Source organism: Ectobacillus sp. (genome assembly GCF_056992975.1).
Genome location: NZ_JBXKMX010000111.1, coordinates 1 through 20,687, shown reverse-complemented (window position 1 = coordinate 20,687; position 20,687 = coordinate 1). Strand labels below are relative to the sequence as shown.

Here is a 20,687-nt window from a genome sequence, read left to right as displayed (position 1 = left end):
TATAATAGAAATGATTGCGGAACATAATGAAATAGTGACGCTGTTCTGAATAGCTTGTAAGTAAAATTTACTTTTAAATATAGTTGCATATTGATCAATTGTAATGCTGATTCCGTCATCTGCATGAAAGCTATCTTGAATCATAGAAACTAATGGTCCGATTTCAAAAGCAATAACAAAAATAAGAAACGGGAGTAAAAGAGCTAATAAATACAATTTTTGTTTTTTTATTTTTCGCAAGATTTTTCGCTCCTCAATGTGTGCTAACAAACTTTTTATCTAGGGATGAAAGATTGATCCCTCTACAAAATTTATTTGTAAAAAAAGTAAGCGGGAGAAAAGGAACCCCCCTCCCGCGTATGGTTTTTTTAATTCGACTTTAGATAGCTTATCCTATTCAAAGAGAAACCTTATCCTTTAATGCAGACAGTCTATATGAAATCATTTTATCACTAGGCTCAATATCTAAAAGTTGACATACGAGCGGTGCAAAAGCTAATTGCGGAATTACTTCCTCATGAAATCCAGTTTCAATTTTAGGGCTGATGATAAAAAGCGGTACGTCACGTTCACCATCAGTAATGCCGCCATGGTTACCATATTCGCTCATACCATGATCAGCTGTAATTAAAATATGGTATCCTTCTTTCATCCAAATAGGTAAAAGCTGTGCAAGCAAACTTCCCATTTTTAATATTTGCTCACGATATTCTTTCGATTCCGAACCATACTTTTCTCCTACTACATCAACCCCTAGAGGATGAATGTATAAAAAGTCAGGATCATACTTTCTGCGTAAAGCTTCTGCATCCATCATTACATGGCTATCTGGATAGTAATCATCCCAGTAAAATCTTCCGTATTGAATAGGCTTCGACTCATCATCTTGCTCGCGGTCTTCTATATAATGAAATGGTGCGCGGTTGTAAAGTTCACTAACCCAGAAATAAGCTGAAGATGCAGTTTTTAAGTTGTTTTCTTTCGCAAGATGAAAGAGACTCTTCTCCGTAGATAAGCGTACAACTGGATTTGCCGTAATTCCATTTACTGACGCAGGTGTACCTGTCAGTAATACTTCATATAATGGACGGGAAAGACTAGGAAGCTCTGACTTCATTTTGTATAGGGCTGCCTGATTTGTTTCAACAAGATGTTGAATATATCCAAACGCCTCACATGCTTTATCATATCTCATGCCATCAACGACAATGGCGATAACTTTATTTGACATATACTGACACCTCTTGTTGCCATAGTTGTGGTAAAGTTTTAGCAGTTTTGTCCCAAGCAGCTTGGTCCTGAATTGGTTTTGCATTTTTATATTCATCTTTTGGAACCAACTTGTCTTCTACATCTTTCGGAAGTTTTACATCATCACGAATTGGACGAGCAAATCCTTTGGCCAAGTTAATTTGTCCCTCATCACTTAAGATATATTCTCTAGTTGCCATCGCTGCATACGGATGTTTTGCATATTTGTTGATGATGGTTGTATATCCGCTTACTACAGATCCTTCTTTTGGTATAGATACGTCAAATTGGTCACGGTTAATTTGTGTAGCGTAACCAAGTGCATTGAAATCCCACACAATCGCAACTTCTACTTCGCCTTTTTCAATGTTAGCCGGTTTTGCATCAGTTAGACTTAAGCGTCCTTGCTTAGCAAGCTTAGCGAAGAAATCAACCCCTGGCTGAATATTCGATTCATTACCACCGTAAGCCATAGCCGCAGCAAGAACTCCCATCTGATTCTGATTTCCGTGCTGCACATCTCCAATTGTTACTTTGTAATTACCGTTTAAAATATCATCCCAAGATTTTGGCGGGTTTTTAACTAGGTTTTTATTCGTAAGAAATGAAATGGTTCCTTGGTATCCAACAACCCAATTTCCTTTATCATCTTTCGCCCATTTCGGTATTTCGTCCCAATGAGAAGTTTTATATGGAAGGGTTAATCCTTTTTGTACAGCAATTGGTCCAAAAGAAATCCCAACGTCACCAATATCGGCTGTTGCATTCTGCTTTTCAGCTTCAAATTTAGCAATCTCTTCAGCGCTGGATAAATCTGTATCTGCATGTTTTAATGAATATTTTTTTGTCACGTTATCCCACGTTTCACCCCAGTTTGCCCATGAATTAGGCATACCAGCACTGTTAATCGTCCCTTCTTGCTTTGCTTTTGCTTCAATATCTGCAACGGATAATGAATTTGGATCACTAAGGCCAGAAGAAGTAGATCCTTGATTAGTCCCGCTGCAAGCAGCTAAACCTAGTAAACTCATTCCTAAAACTACAGCTTGAATAGATTTAAAAGACCTCTTGTTCCAATTACGCTTCATTTCGATTTTCCCCCTAGTGTTGTTTGTTTAATATTTTTGTTGATTGTTTACTGATTTAGAATACTTTTATAATGTAAACCACATATTAATGTAACGTAAAAACTTTGTAAGGTTCTAATAGAGAACTAATTTGCTAAAAACATACGATTATCAAAAAAGTGGTTTACTTTCGTAATGTAAAAGGTAAGAAAATCAATCTGATTATTAAGGATTATTTTTTGTGAATGAGATTGCTCATCGCTACCACGGAACCATTACTGTTACATCTGATGAGCAACAAACTATATTTTACATCGTCCTTCCAATTACAAAACCCATATAGATGCAGTGAAATATGTATTATCAGGAATTTTGTTTTATAATGGTAGACAGACCTAAATTAGAAAGGCTGGTGTCCTATGACACATTCTGAATCCATTAAACTTACTTCGTTATCATCAAAAGGAGGCTGCGGCTGCAAAATCGGTCCTGCAGATTTAGCAGAAGTGATGCGCACCCTTCCTCCTGCAGTAGCAAATCCAAATTTGCTTGTTGGACTTGATACAAGTGATGATGCAGGTGTATATCGGATTAACGATGATGTCGCACTTGTGCAAACCGTTGACTTCTTTACTCCGATTGTTAACGATCCGTATTCATTCGGACAGGTAGCAGCTGCCAATGCGATTAGTGATATTTATGCGATGGGCGGCACGCCGCTCACTGCCCTTAACATTGTTGCGTTTCCAATTGATACAGTAGACAAACAAATTCTTGCTGATATCCTACGCGGCGCAGCGGATAAATTGAAAGAAGCAGGTGCAACCCTTGTTGGAGGTCACTCCATTGACGATAAGGAACCGAAATTTGGGATGGCTGTTACCGGCCTCGTAGATCCCAAAAAAGTACGAACAAATGCAGGTGCAAAACCCGGCGATAAGCTTATTCTCACAAAGCCGATTGGCGTTGGTATTATGACTACTTCGATTAAGCACGAAGCCTTAACAAACGAAGAAATCGACCGTGTTACGAAGGTTATGACAACCTTAAACAAAACGGCTGCAGAAACGATGAAGCCATACAATGTTCATGCCTGCACCGATGTAACGGGTTTTGGCCTTCTTGGGCATGCAACAGAAATGGCCAAAGGAAGCGGCGTTGGTATTCATATTGTGAAGGATCAAGTACCTGTATTACCCCGCGTCCGAGAATTGGCTGAGCAAAAGCATATACCAGGTGGTACGAAAAATAATTTTAACCACGTGAAGGACTCGGTTACCTTCCCACAAGATCTCGATCAAATTGATCAATGGATTCTATGTGACGCTGTAACTTCAGGAGGCTTACTCATATCTGTAGCAGGCGATGAAGCAGACACATTATTAGCTGACCTTATTAACCAAGGTGTAGAAGCAAGCTTAATTGGAGAAGTTGTTGCCGAGCACCCTGGACAAATTATTGTGAAGTAGGACAAGAGAGGGAATGATTGCGTTGTTCCATGACATGGAAATCGAAGAATTACTCGAATTACGAAATAAGAAGGATCTTGTTTTCATTGACGTAAGATCCCCTTCTGAATTTAAAAGTGCGACGATTCCCGGCAGCATCAATATACCGCTTTTTGATGATGCAGAACGGGCAGAGGTTGGTACTATCTATACGCAAGAAAGCGTTCAGCTGGCGAAGCAGCGAGGTCTTGAGATTGCTTCCGCCAAACTACCTGCATTCGTGAAGTCCTTTCACGAAATCGAAGCAGAGAAAGTAGTTTTTTGTTGGCGCGGCGGTATGCGTAGTAAAACATCCTCGACGGTTTTAGATCTTATGGGCATTCACACATACCGGATTAAAGGCGGATTTCGTGCGTATCGTAGATATGTTGTAGAGGCGTTAGAGCATTTTCATTTAGAACCTCCTGCTTATGTAGTGAACGGGTTTACTGGATCTGGAAAAACCATTATTCTGCGGAAACTGTTAAGCGAGGGCTATCCGGTTCTTGATTTTGAAGGAATGGCAAATCATAGAGGTAGCATCTTTGGACAAATTGGCCTTACGCCGCACAACCAGAAGTCATTTGATTCTCTTCTTTTCGAAACCTTGCTTCCCCTTCAGCAAGCACCCTACGTCTTGATGGAAGCAGAGAGTCAGCGCGTTGGAAAAGTCGTACTTCCTCGCTTTATCATGGAGAAGAAAGAACAAGGAAAAGAGTTATTTATTGAATTGCCGATGAAAGAGAGAGTCCGCAACATTTTAGAAGACTATCGTCCTTGGGAATACCAACAGCAATGCATAGACGTATTCCAAAAAATCAAAAGCCGTATTCATACCCCGATTGCAGCACAAATCCATGCAGACTTACTTGCTGGCGATTTTGCTTCTGCTGTGGAGTTATTACTTGAAAACTACTATGATCCGCGGTATGAATATACGATGAATCAATATCCAGAAAACCGTAGAATTCATATTCAAGCGCAAAATACAGAGGAAGCCTTCTTGAAGGTTCGAGAAATTTTGCAAAAGCAACATGTTTAAAAAAGAGGTCAATGAAAAACGTAACGTATTTCATTGACCTCTTTTTTTTCATATTTTTTCAGATTGCACCTTTCTATACTCACCGAAACAAACCCGTGTATATACCAAATAACCCAAATCCCAATAGCGTAAAACCCGAAATCCAATTGATCCAGATCAACGATTTTAGGTTCATTTTATGTTTAAAGAAGCCCACCCCCGAACTTAAGAGAAACCACCATAACGCTGACCCACCGAATACCCCATATACCAACAGGAGCGCTGAAAACGAAGAGTGTTCCATTGTAGACATTCCAATCCCTGCAAACACACTTATAAAGAAAAGAATCGTCATTGGATTCGTTACCGTTAAAAACAACGTCGAGATGTATGCCTGCAGTAAGCCTTCTCCTTTCACTTGTGCTGCATGTTCAGCTGGTCTACTTCTAAGCGTACTCACACCTAAATAACATAGAAAGCAGCCGCCAATCAATTGAAACCAAAGTTTTTGATCGACAAGGAAGGTTGTGACAAAGGATAAACCAAACGCGGCAATGCTTCCATATATCGCATCAGCCGTTGCAGCTCCTAGTCCTGAGCAAAATCCATAAAGTTTTCCTTGCACAAGCGACCTGCGAATACAAAGAACTCCAATCGGTCCAACTGGTGCAGCGATTACAAACCCAAGTAATAGCCCTTTAAATAGCAAGTTTGCTTCCATATGTGCACCTCTAATTATTCAGATTCTTAAATCAAATGAATCCAAACTATATCACCCGATATAAAGATATTTTTATTAAAAAATACTATAAATAAAATGAAATATAAACATTTATCTTATACATCAGCGAAATATACTATGTATTAATCTGATAAATAAATTTACAATTATTTGAAAGTGGTTAGAAACGTACTTTCTTCAGCCGGTTAGATGTAACTTACTATTTAACAAAACTAGAGGCCACTGAAACAAAGTTTCAGCGACCTCCCCATTCCAACAACTTCTTCTTATTTCTTTTCTAATTCCTTTTTTGCAAACCATTCGGTCGGAGCTACGTGTAAGTTAACGTTCACTTGCTTCGTTTCTAAGTATTCGTCATATCCATACGTTCCTAGCTCTCTACCAATTCCACTTTGCTTATAGCCACCCCAAGGAGCTTCGTTATACGTATAATGATACGTATTAATCCATGTGATTCCAGCACGTAATCGTTTAATCACGCGGTGCGCTTTCGCTACATCCGAAGTGAACACAGCACCAGCCAAACCATATTTCGTACCGTTGGCAAGTGCAATCGCTTCTTCTTCGGTTTCAAATGTTTGAATTACTAACACAGGACCAAAGATTTCTTCTTGCACAATCCGCATGTCCGGTAGGGTATCCGTGAAAATAGTCGGCTCGACGAAATAACCCGCTCCTTCCATTCGTTTACCCCCACATAGGACAGTCGCTCCTTCTTCCTTGCCTAGTTCAATATAACCAAGAACTCGGTTTAACTGTTCCTTAGAAATAAGCGGACCCATTTCGCTCATAGGATCCGTCCCTGGTCCAACAATAATCGCTTTTGCACGGTCCACAAGTTCGGTTACAAACGAATCGTATATTTTCTTATCAAGTAGCAGCCTAGAGCCCGCTGAACAAACTTGGCCCTGATTAGCAAAAATGGCATAGAGGGCATGATCCACTGCAACGTCGAAATCAGCATCATGGAACACAATATTAGGTGATTTCCCGCCTAGCTCAAGTCCTACTTTCTTCACAGTATCTGCTGCTGCCTTCATAATCGCAATTCCAGTTGATGTTCCGCCTGTAAAGGCAACCATATCTACAAGCGGATTTCTAGATAGTTCTGCTCCAACTGTCTCACCGGCTCCTAGCACCATGTTAATGACACCTGGCGGAAAATCCAGCTGATCGATTAAGGAAAAAAGACGAATCAGTGAGAGCGGAGTCTGTTCTGCCGGTTTAATGACAATCGTGCATCCCGCAGCTATAGCAGGTGCAAGCTTTTGCGTAGCCATTACGAGCGGATAATTCCACGGGATAATTTGTGCAACAACACCGATTGGCTCGCGCACAACCATTGCTTGCATATCCTCTGGTACATCGTAGGTTTGTCCATGAGGAGCAGCTGCTAAACCTGCAAAATAGCGCAACTGGTTCACTGCATCACTCACATCATAATCCGCTTCTCGCATAGTTTTTCCGCCATTTAATGTCTCAATCTTCGCAAACTCTTCCCTATCCGCTTCTAGAAGATTTGCTAACTGATGAAGCAACTGGGCACGATCTCTAGCATGACTCGAACCCCATTCAGCTTGGTTATCAAAGGCACGTCTTGCACAAGCAACTGCCCACTTGGCATCATAAATCGTACCTTCCGTCACATAGCTAATTACTTCTTCTGTAGCTGGGTTCACAACGGGCCTAGTATCCCCTTTTGAACCAAACACCCATTCTCCGTTAATGTACATTTTCTCTACCATTTGTTTTTGCATACATATCCCCCCGTTACTCAACCTAGCTCCTCTATTTTGCTGTCTCATTCAAAATAGGTAGAATCGGCTCATTCTGATCGAAGATTAAATTTTTCAAATTCACTTTGAAAACCTTTGTTATAAATAATACATACACAGCGCCAATGGCCGCCCAGCTTAATCCTAGAATAAAGGACGTTGGTTCAATATTTAGCCAAAGCACAAACACAAAGGCGAAGCCAATCAACGGAAGCACAATATTATTAAATATGTCTTTCATCGTCTTTACCTGTTTCTTCTTAACTGCATAGTGAGCAATAACGGACAGGTTTACGAAAGAAAAGGCGATTAACGAACCGAAGTTAATAAAGGCAGTTGCAGTCTCAAGATTAAAGAAAATCGCAGAACTGGAAATCACCCCTACCATTCCAATGTTAAAAACGGGTGTTCTCCACTTTGGATGAACATAGCCGAACGTTTTCTTTGGCAGGACCCCGTCTCTTCCCATTACATAAAGTAAGCGGGATACACTTGCCTGAGAGGCAAGGCCAGATGCAATGACACCAACGAAAGAACTCGATAAAAAGATCAACTGAAATATTTTGCCGCCTACATATAAGGCAATTTCCGGTGCTGTAGCATCAGGATTTTGAAATACGCTCACATCTGGATAAATCGCTTGAGCAAAATAAGAACTAACAATAAAAATTACGCCGCCGATAATAGCTGTTAGAAAAATGGCTAACGGGATCGTTCTCTTCGGATTGCCTGTTTCTTCGCAATACGTTGTGATCGCATCAAATCCTAAAAAGGAAAAGCATAAAACAGTAGCCCCGGTAACTAGAGATGATAGACTCATATCCCCTGAGAAAAATGGTGCAGGTGTGAATACTTGTCCATATCCCATTCCTTTTTTCAGCTCCATAATCGCAAGAACAATAAAGGTTCCAATAATTAGGACTTGATACAAAACAAAGAGTTTACTTAGGTTTGCAGTTGTGTTAAGACTAGTCATATTTACAATTGAAAAGAATAAGACGAATGCGATAACCCATATCCAAGAAGGAATATCTGGGAAAATTGCTTCTAAATATATTTTACCTAGCAGAACATTTACCATCGGTAACAAAAGATAATCAAGAAGTGATAGCCATCCAACAAAGAAACCGATTTGGGGACCCATTGTCCGCTGCGCATAAGTGTATGCTGATCCAGATGTTGGGTACACACGAACCATTTTCCCATAACTAAATGCTGTAAATAGCATAGCAACAAGTGCGATTATATACGCAGTCGGGACGTGACCATTCGTATCTCCGGATACAATTCCAAACGTATCAAATACTACCGCAGGTGTTAAGTAACCTAACCCAAGAACCACCACTGCCCACAATCCGAGAGACCGCTTTAATGTCACGCCATTTTCCATATATCATTCCTCCTAATGTACAATAAACTTTTCCTGAACTTAGCCATTACCTTAAATGTCCACTGTTAATTTTCTTAAAATTCAGTTAATTAATGATGTAATTCGTCATAACTGCGTTTGCAATGCCTTATATTCCTTAGCAAGCGATGCAAAACTACGATTCAACGTTTCTAGTAATCTATCAATTTGTTCATAAGAAATAACAGCTGGCGGTTCAATTCGGATAACCGTTGCATTATTGATCGTACCGCTCACAAGAATCTTTTCATCAAACAATCGCTTCGCTATATCGTATCCAAGTTTATTGGATGTAAATTCCATTCCAATTAACAATCCTAGCCCGCGAACTTCCTTTAAAATTTCTGGATATTTCGTTTGCATTTCCATTAAATGATCGACTATATATTTGCCCTTCTTGCTCGCTTGCCCTGGAATGTCGTCTTCGAGAATCGTTTTTATTCCAGCAATAGCTGCTGAACAGCAAAGTGGATTCCCGCCGAATGTAGAAGAACCAAGAAGGAAAGGATTTTCTTCCATTTTGCCCCACAGCTTCTTCTTAGCTACCATAGCTGCGATAGGCATTACGCCTCCGCCAAGCGCCTTGCCAAGGGTCATAATATCCGGTACAACATCGTAATGTTCGATTCCAAATAGCTTACCCGTACGACCCATACCTGTTTGTACCTCATCTACAATTAACAAGCATTCATAACGATCACATATTTCCCGTAACCGTGGAAAATAATCAGCAGGCGGAACATTTACTCCCCCTTCACCTTGAACAGGTTCCACGATAATACCCGCCACTGTTTCTCCTACTTGAATTAAATTACGAATTACTTGCTCAGTGCTATCAGCATCACCATATGCAACATGGGTAAACCCCTGCAACAGTGGCATATACGGTTCCCGGAACAGTGCCTTCCCTGAAGCAGAAAGGGAGCCAAGCGTTTTTCCGTGGAATCCATTAATAGTAGAAATAAAATGTTTTTTCCCCGTTGATAGGCGGGCCAGCTTTAAAGCCATTTCATTCGCTTCTGTTCCGCAGTTTACCAAGTAGGACATTTGTAAATCCCCAGGTGTGATGTCTGAAAGAAGCTTTGATAAATACCCTCTAAGCGGATCAATCAGTTCTTGACTATGAAGGGCATAACGTCCTAGCTGTGCCTGAACTGCCTCTATCACTTGTGGATGTCGATGTCCTAGTAAGAACACTCCATACCCGCCTAAGCAATCTAAATACTCATCCCCCTTTGTGTCACGAAACACAGCACCTTGTCCTTCCCATTCCACGACCGAGGAATCACTAGAAACGGATTTGCGATGCTTCAATATCGCCTCATTCACAAATGTATTAAAATTGTATACAGAATCCTGAATAATCTGTTGTTGTTCTTGTTCACTTAACGTTGTTTTTTCAATGAGTGTAAGTATTTCCTCAGCTGACTTTAACACGTCTTCTTTTGACTTCTGCATAGTATCACCTTTCATAATTAAAGACTCTTTTCCTATTCACAAAAATATAAAATACGTTCTCCACCTATTCCTTGCATGAATGAATCTATCAGACCTCCTTATTCTTCATGTAGTTAGGTGTCTATTCTTTGTGAATATCGCCCCCCTTAAATGTGATGTATTTATATAAAAGGATTATGTTTACGATTTATACGCTTCTTATTATGTAAAGATAGATGGTATGTGAGATAATTTATCTGTGAAACCATTAATTAGTAATTAATGAGAATTATACTATTCGGTTTTTTATTTTGTCAGAATATTTGTTATATTTTCTGACATTGTATTTTACTAACTTAAGTTTCTTTACATTTATAGCAAGTACTTGTCAGCTTTGCCATGAAAGGAGACCCTGCATGCTATCTACACAACAAATTGATGCGATTCACGAACTACAAATGGTGTGTGAACAAGAGGAACGGATTCGCTTAAAACTAAACTGGGATATGCTTAAATCCCCTGCTGAAGATACAACTACCTTCCTTCATTATGAACAAGAAGAACTAGTAGGATTTATCGGTCTCTACATCTTTGGGAATAACGTAGAATTGTGTGGGATGGTAAAGCCAAATTATCGAAAAAGGGGGATTTTTACCTCCATGTTTCAAAAAGCGCAGGCATTCATCGAAGAACGGAATTTTAGCCAAGTTCTGTTGAATGCACCTTCCTCCTCTATGTCTGCCAAGGCATTTTTACATCATGTAGGTTGTGATTATGTATTTTCTGAGCTTCAAATGAAATGGGTTGAGACAGAGCTAGGTGAAGTAGAGGGTATTACGCTAAGACAAGCACTTCCGAATGATTTTGACATAGAAGTGTTACTAGATGTGCAATGCTTTGGATTTTCAGAAGAGGAAGCCATTGACTATAATCAACGAATCAAACAGGAAAGTACGCAGATATTTTATATAATTGAAAAGAACCAACAACCAGTAGGAAAAATACGAATCAATCATCACAATAATGAGGCTTGGATTTACGGGTTCGCTGTTTTCCCAGAATATCAAGGAAGAGGAATCGGCAGAAACGCTTTAAAAGCCATTATACAAACTTGGCGTACCTATAGTCTTTTTCTAGAGGTAGAGATGACGAACGAAGGCGCGTTAGAATTGTATTCATCTTGCGGATTTCGTATCATTCAATCTCAGGATTACTATCGTTATTACTAAAAAAGGTCAGACGCTTTGTCTGACCTCCTTAAATATCCATAAACCCTTTTCCAAATACATCCCGTACATCATGGACAATCACAAAGGCTTGCGGATCAATTCTTCTAATAATTTTCTTTAATCGAAGTAACTCTTGTTTATTAATGACAGCATAAAGAATTTCCTTTGATTCCTTTGTATAATTTCCGCGGCCATTTAATATCGTTACCCCTCTCTCTAGTGTCGTATTAATTTCAGTAGCAATTTCATCTTTACTCTCAGAAATAATTGTCACTGCTTTCTTCGTATTAATCCCTTCAATAACATAGTCCATCACTTTCGTTCCGATATACAGCATCGCAATCGTAAACATTAACTTTTCTGCACCAATTACGAAATATGTGAAGACGACAACAATTAAATCGAAGAATAATAAAGCATAACTAACATTCCAATCTAAATACTTATTTGCAATTCTAGCTAATATAACAGATCCAGCTGTTGTGCCACCTACACGCAACACAAGTCCAATCCCAAAACCCATTATAACACCCGCAAAGACAACACCAATTAATTGCTCATGTAAGGGCACAGCCCATCCTGCTGTGATATGTAAGAAAAATGAATTGGCAACTACTGCTACGATCGTATAATAGGTCGTTTTTGCATCTAGAAATTTATATCCAATTACTAGTAAAATAGCATTTAAAACAAGCGTGCTAATACTTGGCGAAATATGAAACAAGTAATATAAAATAATAGATAGTCCGGTAACCCCGCCTTCTCCAAGACTAATTGGAATGACAAACATGTTAATTCCTAGCGCAAAACAAAATGATCCAACTAAAATAAAAAATAAATCCTTCCACACACGCTTATCCAAGTGAATACCTCCTTAAAAAATGCAATAAAAAAAGAGCCCTCTTTCAAGACGAGACACCTCTTATACATCATCATTATTCAAATTATCAATAAACCATTCTAGCTAACAGAATGAATATAGTATGCCAAAGTATGCTTGTCAACACATAATGTAATAAAAAATAATTGCTTTTTGCTACGTATTTGTACTATAATAGCCTAGCGATGAGCTGAGTTGTGTAAGTCGCTGAACATGCCTCTTTTGGCACACACGAATGTGGCGTGTGGTTCAAGCGCCTCAATACGCGAAAGACGTTTGCTTTTACAAGCAAACGTCTTCTTTATTTACAACTCAGATAATTTTTTAAGATGCTTTTCCGTAATATCCTCTACTTTTTTCACTCGTCTCGCATATTTTTCGACTTCTCCCATAAAATCAGTATTCATCCATACATTCACGATTTCAAGAGCGATCGCCGATCCAATAATTTTTCCGCCAATGCACAGCACATTGCTATTTGTATGCTCCCTTGCTAATTTAGCGCAGAACGGATCTTGGCACACAGCTGCTGCCACCCCGTAAATTCGGTTTGCTATTAGGGCACTTCCATAGCCAACCCCATCGATAAAGATACCACGTTCAGCCTCTTGTTTACCAACAGCTAAGGAGGCAGGATACACATAGTCTGATAAATCACATGCTTCGCTACTATTCGTACCAAAGTCTATGACCTCATGCCCCTGTTTCATAAGCAATTCCTTTACTTCCTCTTTCAAATCCCTACCAGCATGGTCACTTGCCATCGCAATTTTCATGAGAGTACCTCCAATATATATTCATGTATTCTTCCTCTATTTTTACATACTGGAGGCATTCTTATTAATTATTCGTATGAAAATTACATGACTTTTCTAGGTAAAAACAGAGGATTGGCATGACTATCCATCCCTCTATTACTTTTTATTTTCCAAACGAAGACAAAAACTTAACCCGATCTCCCATAGGTGGTACGTTGTTATCTACAAGGGAAATTTCAAGTAAAGCTGGACCTTCCTGCTTTAGTAAATGTTGAATTTCGGTTTCTTGAATGTCTTCCATTGCCGTAATCTGATAGCTCGGTACGCCCATTGCGGCTGCCATCGCTGCGATTGAAACAGGCTGTTGTTCAAATCTTTCATGAACCCGTTTGTATTGCAAGGCATGTCCATGATACACCATGCCTAGTCTCGCATTGTTCATGATGATAAATAAAATAGGAAGATTATATTCCTTTGCAGTTAAGAGCTCCATCCCATGCATAAAGAAACATCCATCTCCTGTGATACAAGCAATCGGTCTAGATTGATCCGCTAAGCTCATTCCTATCGCAGACCCAATTGCCGTTCCCATTGCCCCGAAATGCACATTCAGATCAAATGACTGATAAGAAGGCACCTTCATATAATGGATGACATAAGACATGAATTCTCCAATATCTACGTTGTATCGCATCGAAGCAGGCATTTGTTTTTGTACTGCTAACAATACATTTTGCGTATTATATTCCTCTGTAACCTCATATGTAATTTCATGATTGTTTTCGTACACGGGAGCTGTCAGTCCGCGTACTTCTAATTCATCGATAAGCATGCGAAGCGTTTCTCTCGCATCCCCCACGATCGGCATATCAACCGCATACTTTCTTCCGAATACGTCACGATCATGATCAATTTGAACGACATATCTATTTTCTGTTAGCTTTGTATTATAGTTATTTGTTGCTGTTTCTCCTAGGCTAGAGCCGATCACAACAAGTAAATCATTTGCTTCCCCATGAATAAGGGAGGAAGCTTGATCGTGACCAGCAAATCCATAAATCCCTTTATACAATGGATAGGATTCTGGCAACAAGCCCTTTGCTTGTGGGGTTGTGACAATCGGATATTGTAATAACTCTGCTATCTGCATGAATTCAGGAACAGCATGACGTGCTCCTTGTCCGATGAAAAGAATCCCCTTGCGAGCCAGAAGCTGATTCGCAAGTTCTGCGATTTCATCTGCTCTCGGAACGAGTTTTTTGTGAACCGGGAATTGCGGTATAGTAGCCGATTCGATTTGTTCAAGCTGCAGATTAATTGGCATCGCAACATGTACCGGACCCGGTACACCAGAAAGGGCGATTTCTACCGCCTTTGCTACTTCTGTTAATAAATCTTCAGCTTTTTGAACCGTCACACTGTATTTTGTTACCGGTGCATAAATTGGTTCTGCATTTAACTCTTGCGAAGCATTTAAACCAACTGTAGTCGTAGGAACAGCTCCGGTTAAAAATAAAATAGGAAGCTGTTCCCGCATTGCATTGGCTGCTCCCGTCAATAAATTGGTACTTCCAGGGCCACTACTTGCAATACAAACCGATAAATTGCCTGAATACTTTGCGTAGCTAGCTGCCATATAAGAGGCAGCCCCTTCATGCTTCGCTACAATCGGTGTCATACTTGGGATTGTGTATAATTCATCAAAAAAAGCGTTCACGGAGCCTGCTGGAATACCAAATATATATTCCACCCCACCATTTGCTAAATAATCAAGAACCGGTCTGACTGCTTTCATTGTTATCCTCCTAGTGTTGTTAAATAATTGCTGGATCTAGTGCGTGAGATAATAGTAGATTTGTTAGATCTTTTGCTGGAAGTGGTTTACTAAAAAAATAACCCTGAATTTGATTACATTTCTTAGATTGCAAGTAGGCAAGTTCTTCTTCTGTCTCCACCCCCTCCGCAGTCACAATTAAATCCAATTGATGAGCCAAATCAATGACGGTTGAGGTAATCGCTTTGATTTTAGGATCAACCTTACAATCACGAACAAAGGATTGGTCAATTTTCAAATTATCAATAGGAAAATCTTTTAAGTATCGCAGCGAAGAATACCCTGTTCCGAAATCATCAATCGCTATTGTAATACCAAGCTTTTTTAATTTATGCATTTTTTCAATAGCAGAGCTTTGTAAGATTACACTTTCCGTAATCTCAATCTCTAAATGCTGTGGACTTAACTTGGTTTCTGCGAGTATATTTCCTATAATTGCATTAATGTTCGATTGATAAAACTGTCTCGTAGATACATTCACAGCAACACTAAGTTGCTCAAATCCGAGCTCTTGCCATATTTTATTTTGCGTGCAAGCCTCACGTAACACAAACTCTCCAATGGATAGGATTAAACCGGACTCTTCAGCTAATGGAATAAACCTCGCTGGAGAGATAAACCCTAATTGCGGATTATTCCATCTCAACAATGCCTCGGTTCCGATAATTTTCCGTTTGCATAAGTCTACTTTCGGCTGATAGTACACTTCTAATTCTCTGCGTTCCAATGCCGTATGAAGACTATTTAACAGCTCCGCCCGTTCCCTACTTTCCTTATTCATAACAGGAGAATAGAAGTGATAGCAATTTCCGCCATTTTCCTTGGAACGATACATCGCTGCATCAGCACGAGCAATCAGCATTTCTACTTCTTCGGCATCAGTTGGATATACACTGACCCCGATACTTATGGTTGTAAATAAATCCTGTCCTTCAATGGTAATTGGATTTCGGAACGCTTTCAAAATGGTCTCAGAAAGGATAGATAGTTCAGATGAGCCTATTACATCCTCAATTAATATCAGAAACTCATCACCACTTAATCGTCCCAATGTAGCTCGTTTGTGCATACAACCTAACAAACGGTTTGCCACCTGTTCGAGCATTTTATCCCCCATGCTATGCCCTAACGTATCATTAATGAGCTTAAATCGATCTAAGTCAAGGAACATAACCGCTATAGAGGTTTTCTGCTCCTTTGCCTTTTGAATCGTCGCTTTAATTTTTTGATTTAAGGAAAATCGATTTGGAAGCTGTGTAATCGAATCAAAGTAAGCCTGATGATGAATTCGTTGCTCTAGAATCTTTCGTTCGGTGATATCCTTAAACGTAACGACGATCCCAACAATCTCTTCCTCTTCTCGAATTGGAGTGCTTACATATTCAATTGGGAAGATAGTCCCATTTGTTCTGCAATAGTATTCATCATTTCGTTGTTGGACGATTCCTTCTGTTAAAGCCGTATAAAGGGGAGATTCCTGAAAGAAATACTTGTTTAAGTTTCCGCGCAAATGTTGAATAACCGATTCATAAGGTTTACCTACAATTGCATCTATCGTCAAGCCGAGCATTTCTGCCGCCTTCGGATTGCAAAACGTAATGATATGGTTTCTATCCATACCATAAATGCCCTCACCCGCTGAGTTTAAGATTAGCTCATTTTGCTTACTTAAATGCTGAATTTGTGCGACTACCGTTTCTAGCATCATATTCTTTTCTCGAATTTCTTCAGTTCGTTTTGCCACAATTTCCTCTAAATTTTCCCTACGTAGTATATTTGCTAATGCGGTTCCAGATGCATCCACAATGGATTGTGCAAGCTGGATTTCATATTCTTCATAGCTATGTGGTTCATATAAACTCACAGCTGCGATTGCCCCTACTACTTCGCCTGTTGCAATAAGTGGAAAAATATACATCCCATGAATATTGAAATTCTCAATGATTTTTCGATTCGGCCTTGGATCTAATTCTACATTTGGAATAATAATTGCTTTCTTCGTTTGTAGCACTTCAATAAAAACAGGATCATTCTTAAAATCTGCATTTAACTTCTCATGATCCCTCTTCCACTGTTCTTCATCCCAATCACTTTCTGCACTCAATCCTGTAGGTGATATCTTCCCCTCAAAATGATCAACAATATGAACCCCGATATTTTTATTCTGCAATACTTCTCCAACATAGTGAAAGCATACTTCAAATACTTTCTGACTGGTTAAACATAGAGAAAACTCCCGTATTGCATCCAGCAAAATTTGCTTTTCAGCAAGAAGAGCTTGTTTTTTTGAGAATAAATTCGTATTTCGTATAGCGACTGCTGCCATATTTACATATGCTTCAATAGACTCGATTTCATTCTTTGTTAAATTTAAAAATTGGTTGTAATTAAACAGAAATACAACTCCGAAAATCTCTTCTTCATAAATAATCGGCATCGCAAATAGAGACTTAATACGAAAATTTTCAACTGGCTTTGCATCTGGTCGATTGTCTAGCTCTGTATTCGGAATGTAGATCCCTTTCTTTGTTCGAATAACTTCTCGTAGCAGCATGTCACTGTCTGGATGAATTACATGCTGATCCAATGTCATACCATTAATCGTTTCCGGTTTGCCAACATACCCTCTGAAAGAACCATCTCCTTGCGGAAGATAAATCCCTACCGAATCACATTGAACAACCTCTTCCGAAATCGCTGTAACTACATGCCCTAACGCTTCATACAAATCTAATTTGGAATTAATAAGCTCTGTAATCTTAGCAAGCTTGGAAAAACGTGCGTTTTCTTCCATAGTAACCTCCTTTCTTGCCTGTATTTTCTATCATCACAACAAAACAATTAGAATAAATGGTCATAATACTTCTGTAGTAGGGTCACAACTAACCCCATCGTTTGACCTTTAAAGGAATCGGCAACCGGTTCACCCGTAGCCGTAGTATAGGAAGATTTACCTGTTTTTTCATCATACATAAAGCCTAGTTCCGCTAATTCCTCCTGAATCAACTCAGGTAATTCAAAGCATCCCGTCTGCTCCGTAAAATACGCTGTAGGATAAATTTCCACTAAACCGTCTCCAACATCGGTAAACACGGTAAGTAAATCATAATCGTTTTTTAGTATCCATTGACCTTTAGAAAACAAGGAAATGCGAGCGTTTGCTAACAAAGATATGCCCTCTAAATTCACACCATAAATATCATTGATAACTTTACGTATTTCTGAACCTGTTACATCCTGATTTACCCCAAAATATAAATCCATAACTTCCGTCTTACTTAAGTCGCTTACAGCGTAGATGTTCTCTACAGAAGAAACATTCTCAATTACGCTCATCAAATAAGCTGGATAGTCCTCTTTCTGCGGAGATGAAACTTTTTCTAAATAAATAGCAAACAAGTTGCCTACTATTTCTCGAATCACTTTACCTGAGACTATAGGATGTTCCTTAAGCTGCGCGTCCATCTTCTCTACTTTACTCAAATGATCCTCTTGCTTTGTTTCATACTTCGGATTTGCATGAACGAGTTGTGCCAAATTTACTCTTCCTTTCTAGATTGAATGCTAGGATTAGTTGTGTGATTGGTTGCAATAACTAGGAGTATAAATAAACACTATCTATCTAGAAACATATATTCTATTTTACTTTTAGTCATTATAAAAATGAAAGTAAAATATTATTACTATAATGTTAAGTTATCGAAGATCGTAAGCCCCTTACTGACATCATATCTTAAGAAAATAAACGAAACAATATTGTAATAAAAAAAGATTGCCTCTGATGGCAATCTTTTTCAATTCGAATCGTTACACCATTAGCTTACAAATATCATTCGTAAACTCTACTGGATCTTCAATGGATAATCCCTCAATGAGTAGTGCTTGGCTGTACAATAAATTCGTAAATAATGCTAACTTATCTTTATCCTTTTCAAATGAATCTTGTAAGGAATGGAACACTTCATGATTTACATTGATTTCTAAAATCTTGTCCGCTCTTACGTTTTCGTTATTTGGCATAGATTGCAGTACTTTTTCCATTTCAATCGTAAGCTCACCGTCGGTAGAAAAACAAACCGGATGCGTTTTTAATCTCTTGGATGCCCGTACATCTTTTACTTTGCCAGATAAGATATCCTTCATAGCTGCAAAGATTTCTTTGTTTTCGCTTTCTTCGTCATCTGTCTGCTTTTGTTCTTCTGACTCAATACCTAGATCACTGCTAGATACGGATTTGAATTCTTTCTCCTTATAAGTCATAAGTGTTTTGATTGCGAATTCGTCAATATCCTCAGTGAAGTAGAGAATTTCATACCCTTTATCAGATACTAATTCTGTTTGTGGCATTTTTTCGATTCGGTCGTATGATTCACCAGAAGCATAGTAGATATATTTTTGCTCTTCTGGCATTCTAGAAACGTATTCGTCTAACGTTACCATTTTCTTCTCTTTTGAAGAGTAGAACATAACTAGGTCTTGAAGTACCTCTTTATTTGCACCGAAGTCACTATACACTCCGTATTTCAATTGTCTACCGAAGGACTTATAGAATGCTTCATATTTTTCGCGATCATCCTTTAACATACCTTTTAATTGGCTTGTTATTTTACTTTTTATGTTTTTACCAATTAATTTTAGCTGTTTATCGTGCTGTAAGATCTCGCGTGAAATGTTAAGAGATAAATCTTCTGAATCTACCATCCCTTTAACAAAACTATAGTAGTCTGGAAGCAGATCCGCACATTTTTCCATAATTAATACGCCGTTAGAATAGAGCTCCAGTCCCTTTTCAAATTCCTTGGAATAATAGTCAAATGGAATGTTTTCCGGAATGAAAAGAATCGAATTGTAGCGCACTGCACCGTCTACTTTGACATGAATATGCTTAAGTGGTTTATCAAAGCCATAACGTTTTTCCACATAGAAGTTTTCATAATCTTCGTCAGTGAGTTCACTTTTATTCTTTCTCCAAATTGGCACCATACTGTTAATCGTTTGTTCTTCTTGTACAGATTCGTACTCGTTTTCGCTTCCTTCTTTTAATTTGCTTTCAGTGACATCCATTTTAATTGGGTAGCGGATGAAATCAGAGTATTTCTTTATAATTGCTTTCAAACGATATTCTTCTAGATATTCATCATAGTTCTCATCTTCTGCATTTTCTTTTAACTTCAAAGTAATTTCTGTACCTACTGCTTCCTTATCACACAGTTCAATGGTATAGCCATCCGCACCTTCCGATTCCCATTTATAGGCTTCACTACTACCGAGTGCCTTACTCTTTACCGTCACTACATCAGCTACCATAAATGAGGCATAGAAACCAACGCCGAACTGACCAATGATATCATAGCCGTCTTTCAATTCCGTTTCCGCCTTGAATGAAAGTGAGCCGCTCTTCGCAATGACGCCAAGGTTCGTTTCAAGTTCTTCTTTTGTCATTCCTATACCGGTATCGATTAGTGTTAACGTTCTATTTTCCTTATTTGGAACTACCTTTATGTAATAATCTTCTTGATTGAAGCTTAGTTGTTCATCGCTCAATGCTTTGTAATAAATTTTGTCGATTGCGTCACTAGAATTGGAAATTAGTTCGCGTAAGAAAATTTCTTTTTGCGAATAAATCGAATGAATCATCATGTCAAGAATTCGTTTGGACTCCGTTTGAAACTGTTTTTTCTCCATTATGAATCTCCTCTCGAATTAGGAATCGTTACAATTTCTTAGCACTCGGTTCGGCAGAGTGCTAACTCTATTTTAATAACATATCGTGAAGGATATGTCAATGCATGCCAGTT

At 38.9% G+C, this 20,687-nt stretch carries 15 protein-coding genes and 1 pseudogene; 3 read left to right on the top strand and 13 right to left on the bottom strand.

What is annotated here, in order from left to right; translation table 11 throughout:
- The 3 genes and pseudogenes from AC11ZT_RS05800 to AC11ZT_RS05790 form a co-directional block, all read right to left on the bottom strand.
- A pseudogene (locus AC11ZT_RS05800) lies at positions 1–240 on the bottom strand (ABC transporter permease); the annotation flags it as partial.
- A gap of 157 nt (positions 241–397) precedes the next feature.
- Positions 398–1,231 (bottom strand): alkaline phosphatase family protein, encoded by an 834-nt coding sequence (locus AC11ZT_RS05795; protein ID WP_484058695.1) that lies wholly within the window; start codon positions 1,229–1,231, stop codon positions 398–400.
- On the bottom strand, positions 1,221–2,339 hold the full coding sequence (locus AC11ZT_RS05790) for an ABC transporter substrate-binding protein (protein WP_484058694.1): 1,119 nt from the start codon (positions 2,337–2,339) through the stop codon (positions 1,221–1,223). The genes AC11ZT_RS05795 and AC11ZT_RS05790 overlap by 11 nt, the downstream gene beginning before the upstream one ends.
- A gap of 398 nt (positions 2,340–2,737) precedes the next feature.
- Here AC11ZT_RS05790 and selD point away from each other — a divergent pair, with 398 nt between their 5' ends.
- Both selD and mnmH read left to right on the top strand, forming a co-directional pair.
- A complete protein-coding gene (gene selD / locus AC11ZT_RS05785; RefSeq protein WP_484058693.1) occupies positions 2,738–3,787 on the top strand; it encodes a selenide, water dikinase SelD in 1,050 nt (349 codons plus the stop codon).
- A gap of 22 nt (positions 3,788–3,809) precedes the next feature.
- Complete coding sequence (mnmH, locus tag AC11ZT_RS05780; RefSeq protein WP_484058696.1) at positions 3,810–4,847, top strand: tRNA 2-selenouridine(34) synthase MnmH; 1,038 nt, start codon at positions 3,810–3,812, stop codon at positions 4,845–4,847.
- A gap of 79 nt (positions 4,848–4,926) precedes the next feature.
- On the opposite strand, the gene AC11ZT_RS05775 is transcribed toward mnmH, so the two are convergent.
- The 4 genes from AC11ZT_RS05775 to AC11ZT_RS05760 all read right to left on the bottom strand — a co-directional run bounded on the left by AC11ZT_RS05775 (position 4,927) and on the right by AC11ZT_RS05760 (position 10,224).
- On the bottom strand, positions 4,927–5,547 hold the full coding sequence (locus AC11ZT_RS05775; RefSeq protein WP_484058692.1) for a LysE family translocator: 621 nt from the start codon (positions 5,545–5,547) through the stop codon (positions 4,927–4,929).
- A 287-nt stretch (positions 5,548–5,834) separates the two neighbouring features.
- Positions 5,835–7,325: an aldehyde dehydrogenase family protein gene (locus tag AC11ZT_RS05770; RefSeq protein ID WP_484058691.1), complete on the bottom strand. Its 1,491-nt coding sequence runs from the start codon at positions 7,323–7,325 to the stop codon at positions 5,835–5,837.
- A 31-nt stretch (positions 7,326–7,356) separates the two neighbouring features.
- Positions 7,357–8,733 (bottom strand): APC family permease, encoded by a 1,377-nt coding sequence (locus AC11ZT_RS05765; protein ID WP_484058690.1) that lies wholly within the window; start codon positions 8,731–8,733, stop codon positions 7,357–7,359.
- 105 nt (positions 8,734–8,838) lie between these two features.
- On the bottom strand, positions 8,839–10,224 hold the full coding sequence (locus AC11ZT_RS05760) for a putrescine aminotransferase (protein ID WP_484058689.1): 1,386 nt from the start codon (positions 10,222–10,224) through the stop codon (positions 8,839–8,841).
- 380 nt (positions 10,225–10,604) lie between these two features.
- Between AC11ZT_RS05760 and AC11ZT_RS05755 the strand changes: the two genes are divergently transcribed.
- Positions 10,605–11,417 (top strand): GNAT family N-acetyltransferase, encoded by an 813-nt coding sequence (locus AC11ZT_RS05755; protein ID WP_484058688.1) that lies wholly within the window; start codon positions 10,605–10,607, stop codon positions 11,415–11,417.
- A 28-nt stretch (positions 11,418–11,445) separates the two neighbouring features.
- Here AC11ZT_RS05755 and AC11ZT_RS05750 read toward each other — a convergent pair whose 3' ends face one another.
- From AC11ZT_RS05750 to htpG, 6 genes are all read right to left on the bottom strand, one after another.
- Positions 11,446–12,279, bottom strand: a complete 834-nt coding sequence (locus AC11ZT_RS05750) for a YitT family protein (RefSeq protein ID WP_484058687.1) — start codon at positions 12,277–12,279, stop codon at positions 11,446–11,448.
- Positions 12,280–12,602: 323 nt separating this feature from the next.
- A complete protein-coding gene (locus AC11ZT_RS05745) occupies positions 12,603–13,073 on the bottom strand; it encodes an RpiB/LacA/LacB family sugar-phosphate isomerase (protein ID WP_484058686.1) in 471 nt (156 codons plus the stop codon).
- 145 nt (positions 13,074–13,218) lie between these two features.
- Positions 13,219–14,850 (bottom strand): thiamine pyrophosphate-binding protein, encoded by a 1,632-nt coding sequence (locus AC11ZT_RS05740; RefSeq protein WP_484058685.1) that lies wholly within the window; start codon positions 14,848–14,850, stop codon positions 13,219–13,221.
- 19 nt (positions 14,851–14,869) lie between these two features.
- Entirely contained in the window at positions 14,870–17,683 is a 2,814-nt protein-coding gene (locus AC11ZT_RS05735; protein WP_484058684.1) for a bifunctional diguanylate cyclase/phosphodiesterase, read from the bottom strand.
- A gap of 47 nt (positions 17,684–17,730) precedes the next feature.
- Positions 17,731–18,426: a hypothetical protein gene (locus AC11ZT_RS05730; RefSeq protein WP_484058683.1), complete on the bottom strand. Its 696-nt coding sequence runs from the start codon at positions 18,424–18,426 to the stop codon at positions 17,731–17,733.
- A gap of 270 nt (positions 18,427–18,696) precedes the next feature.
- Positions 18,697–20,574 carry a molecular chaperone HtpG gene (htpG, locus tag AC11ZT_RS05725; RefSeq protein ID WP_484058682.1) on the bottom strand — a complete coding sequence of 626 codons (1,878 nt, stop codon included), beginning with the start codon at positions 20,572–20,574 and terminating at the stop codon, positions 18,697–18,699.
- Between the last annotated feature and the right edge of the window lie 113 nt (positions 20,575–20,687).

Coding starts and splice junctions, on each gene's coding strand:
- AC11ZT_RS05795 (WP_484058695.1), bottom strand. CDS start 1,231: ATGTCAAATAAAGTTATCGCCATTGTCGTTGATGGCATGAGATATGAT.
- AC11ZT_RS05790 (WP_484058694.1), bottom strand. CDS start 2,339: ATGAAGCGTAATTGGAACAAGAGGTCTTTTAAATCTATTCAAGCTGTA.
- selD (WP_484058693.1), top strand. CDS start 2,738: ATGACACATTCTGAATCCATTAAACTTACTTCGTTATCATCAAAAGGA.
- AC11ZT_RS05775 (WP_484058692.1), bottom strand. CDS start 5,547: ATGGAAGCAAACTTGCTATTTAAAGGGCTATTACTTGGGTTTGTAATC.
- AC11ZT_RS05770 (WP_484058691.1), bottom strand. CDS start 7,325: ATGCAAAAACAAATGGTAGAGAAAATGTACATTAACGGAGAATGGGTG.
- AC11ZT_RS05765 (WP_484058690.1), bottom strand. CDS start 8,733: ATGGAAAATGGCGTGACATTAAAGCGGTCTCTCGGATTGTGGGCAGTG.
- AC11ZT_RS05760 (WP_484058689.1), bottom strand. CDS start 10,224: ATGAAAGGTGATACTATGCAGAAGTCAAAAGAAGACGTGTTAAAGTCA.
- AC11ZT_RS05755 (WP_484058688.1), top strand. CDS start 10,605: ATGCTATCTACACAACAAATTGATGCGATTCACGAACTACAAATGGTG.
- AC11ZT_RS05745 (WP_484058686.1), bottom strand. CDS start 13,073: ATGAAAATTGCGATGGCAAGTGACCATGCTGGTAGGGATTTGAAAGAG.
- AC11ZT_RS05740 (WP_484058685.1), bottom strand. CDS start 14,850: ATGAAAGCAGTCAGACCGGTTCTTGATTATTTAGCAAATGGTGGGGTG.
- AC11ZT_RS05735 (WP_484058684.1), bottom strand. CDS start 17,683: ATGGAAGAAAACGCACGTTTTTCCAAGCTTGCTAAGATTACAGAGCTT.
- htpG (WP_484058682.1), bottom strand. CDS start 20,574: ATGGAGAAAAAACAGTTTCAAACGGAGTCCAAACGAATTCTTGACATG.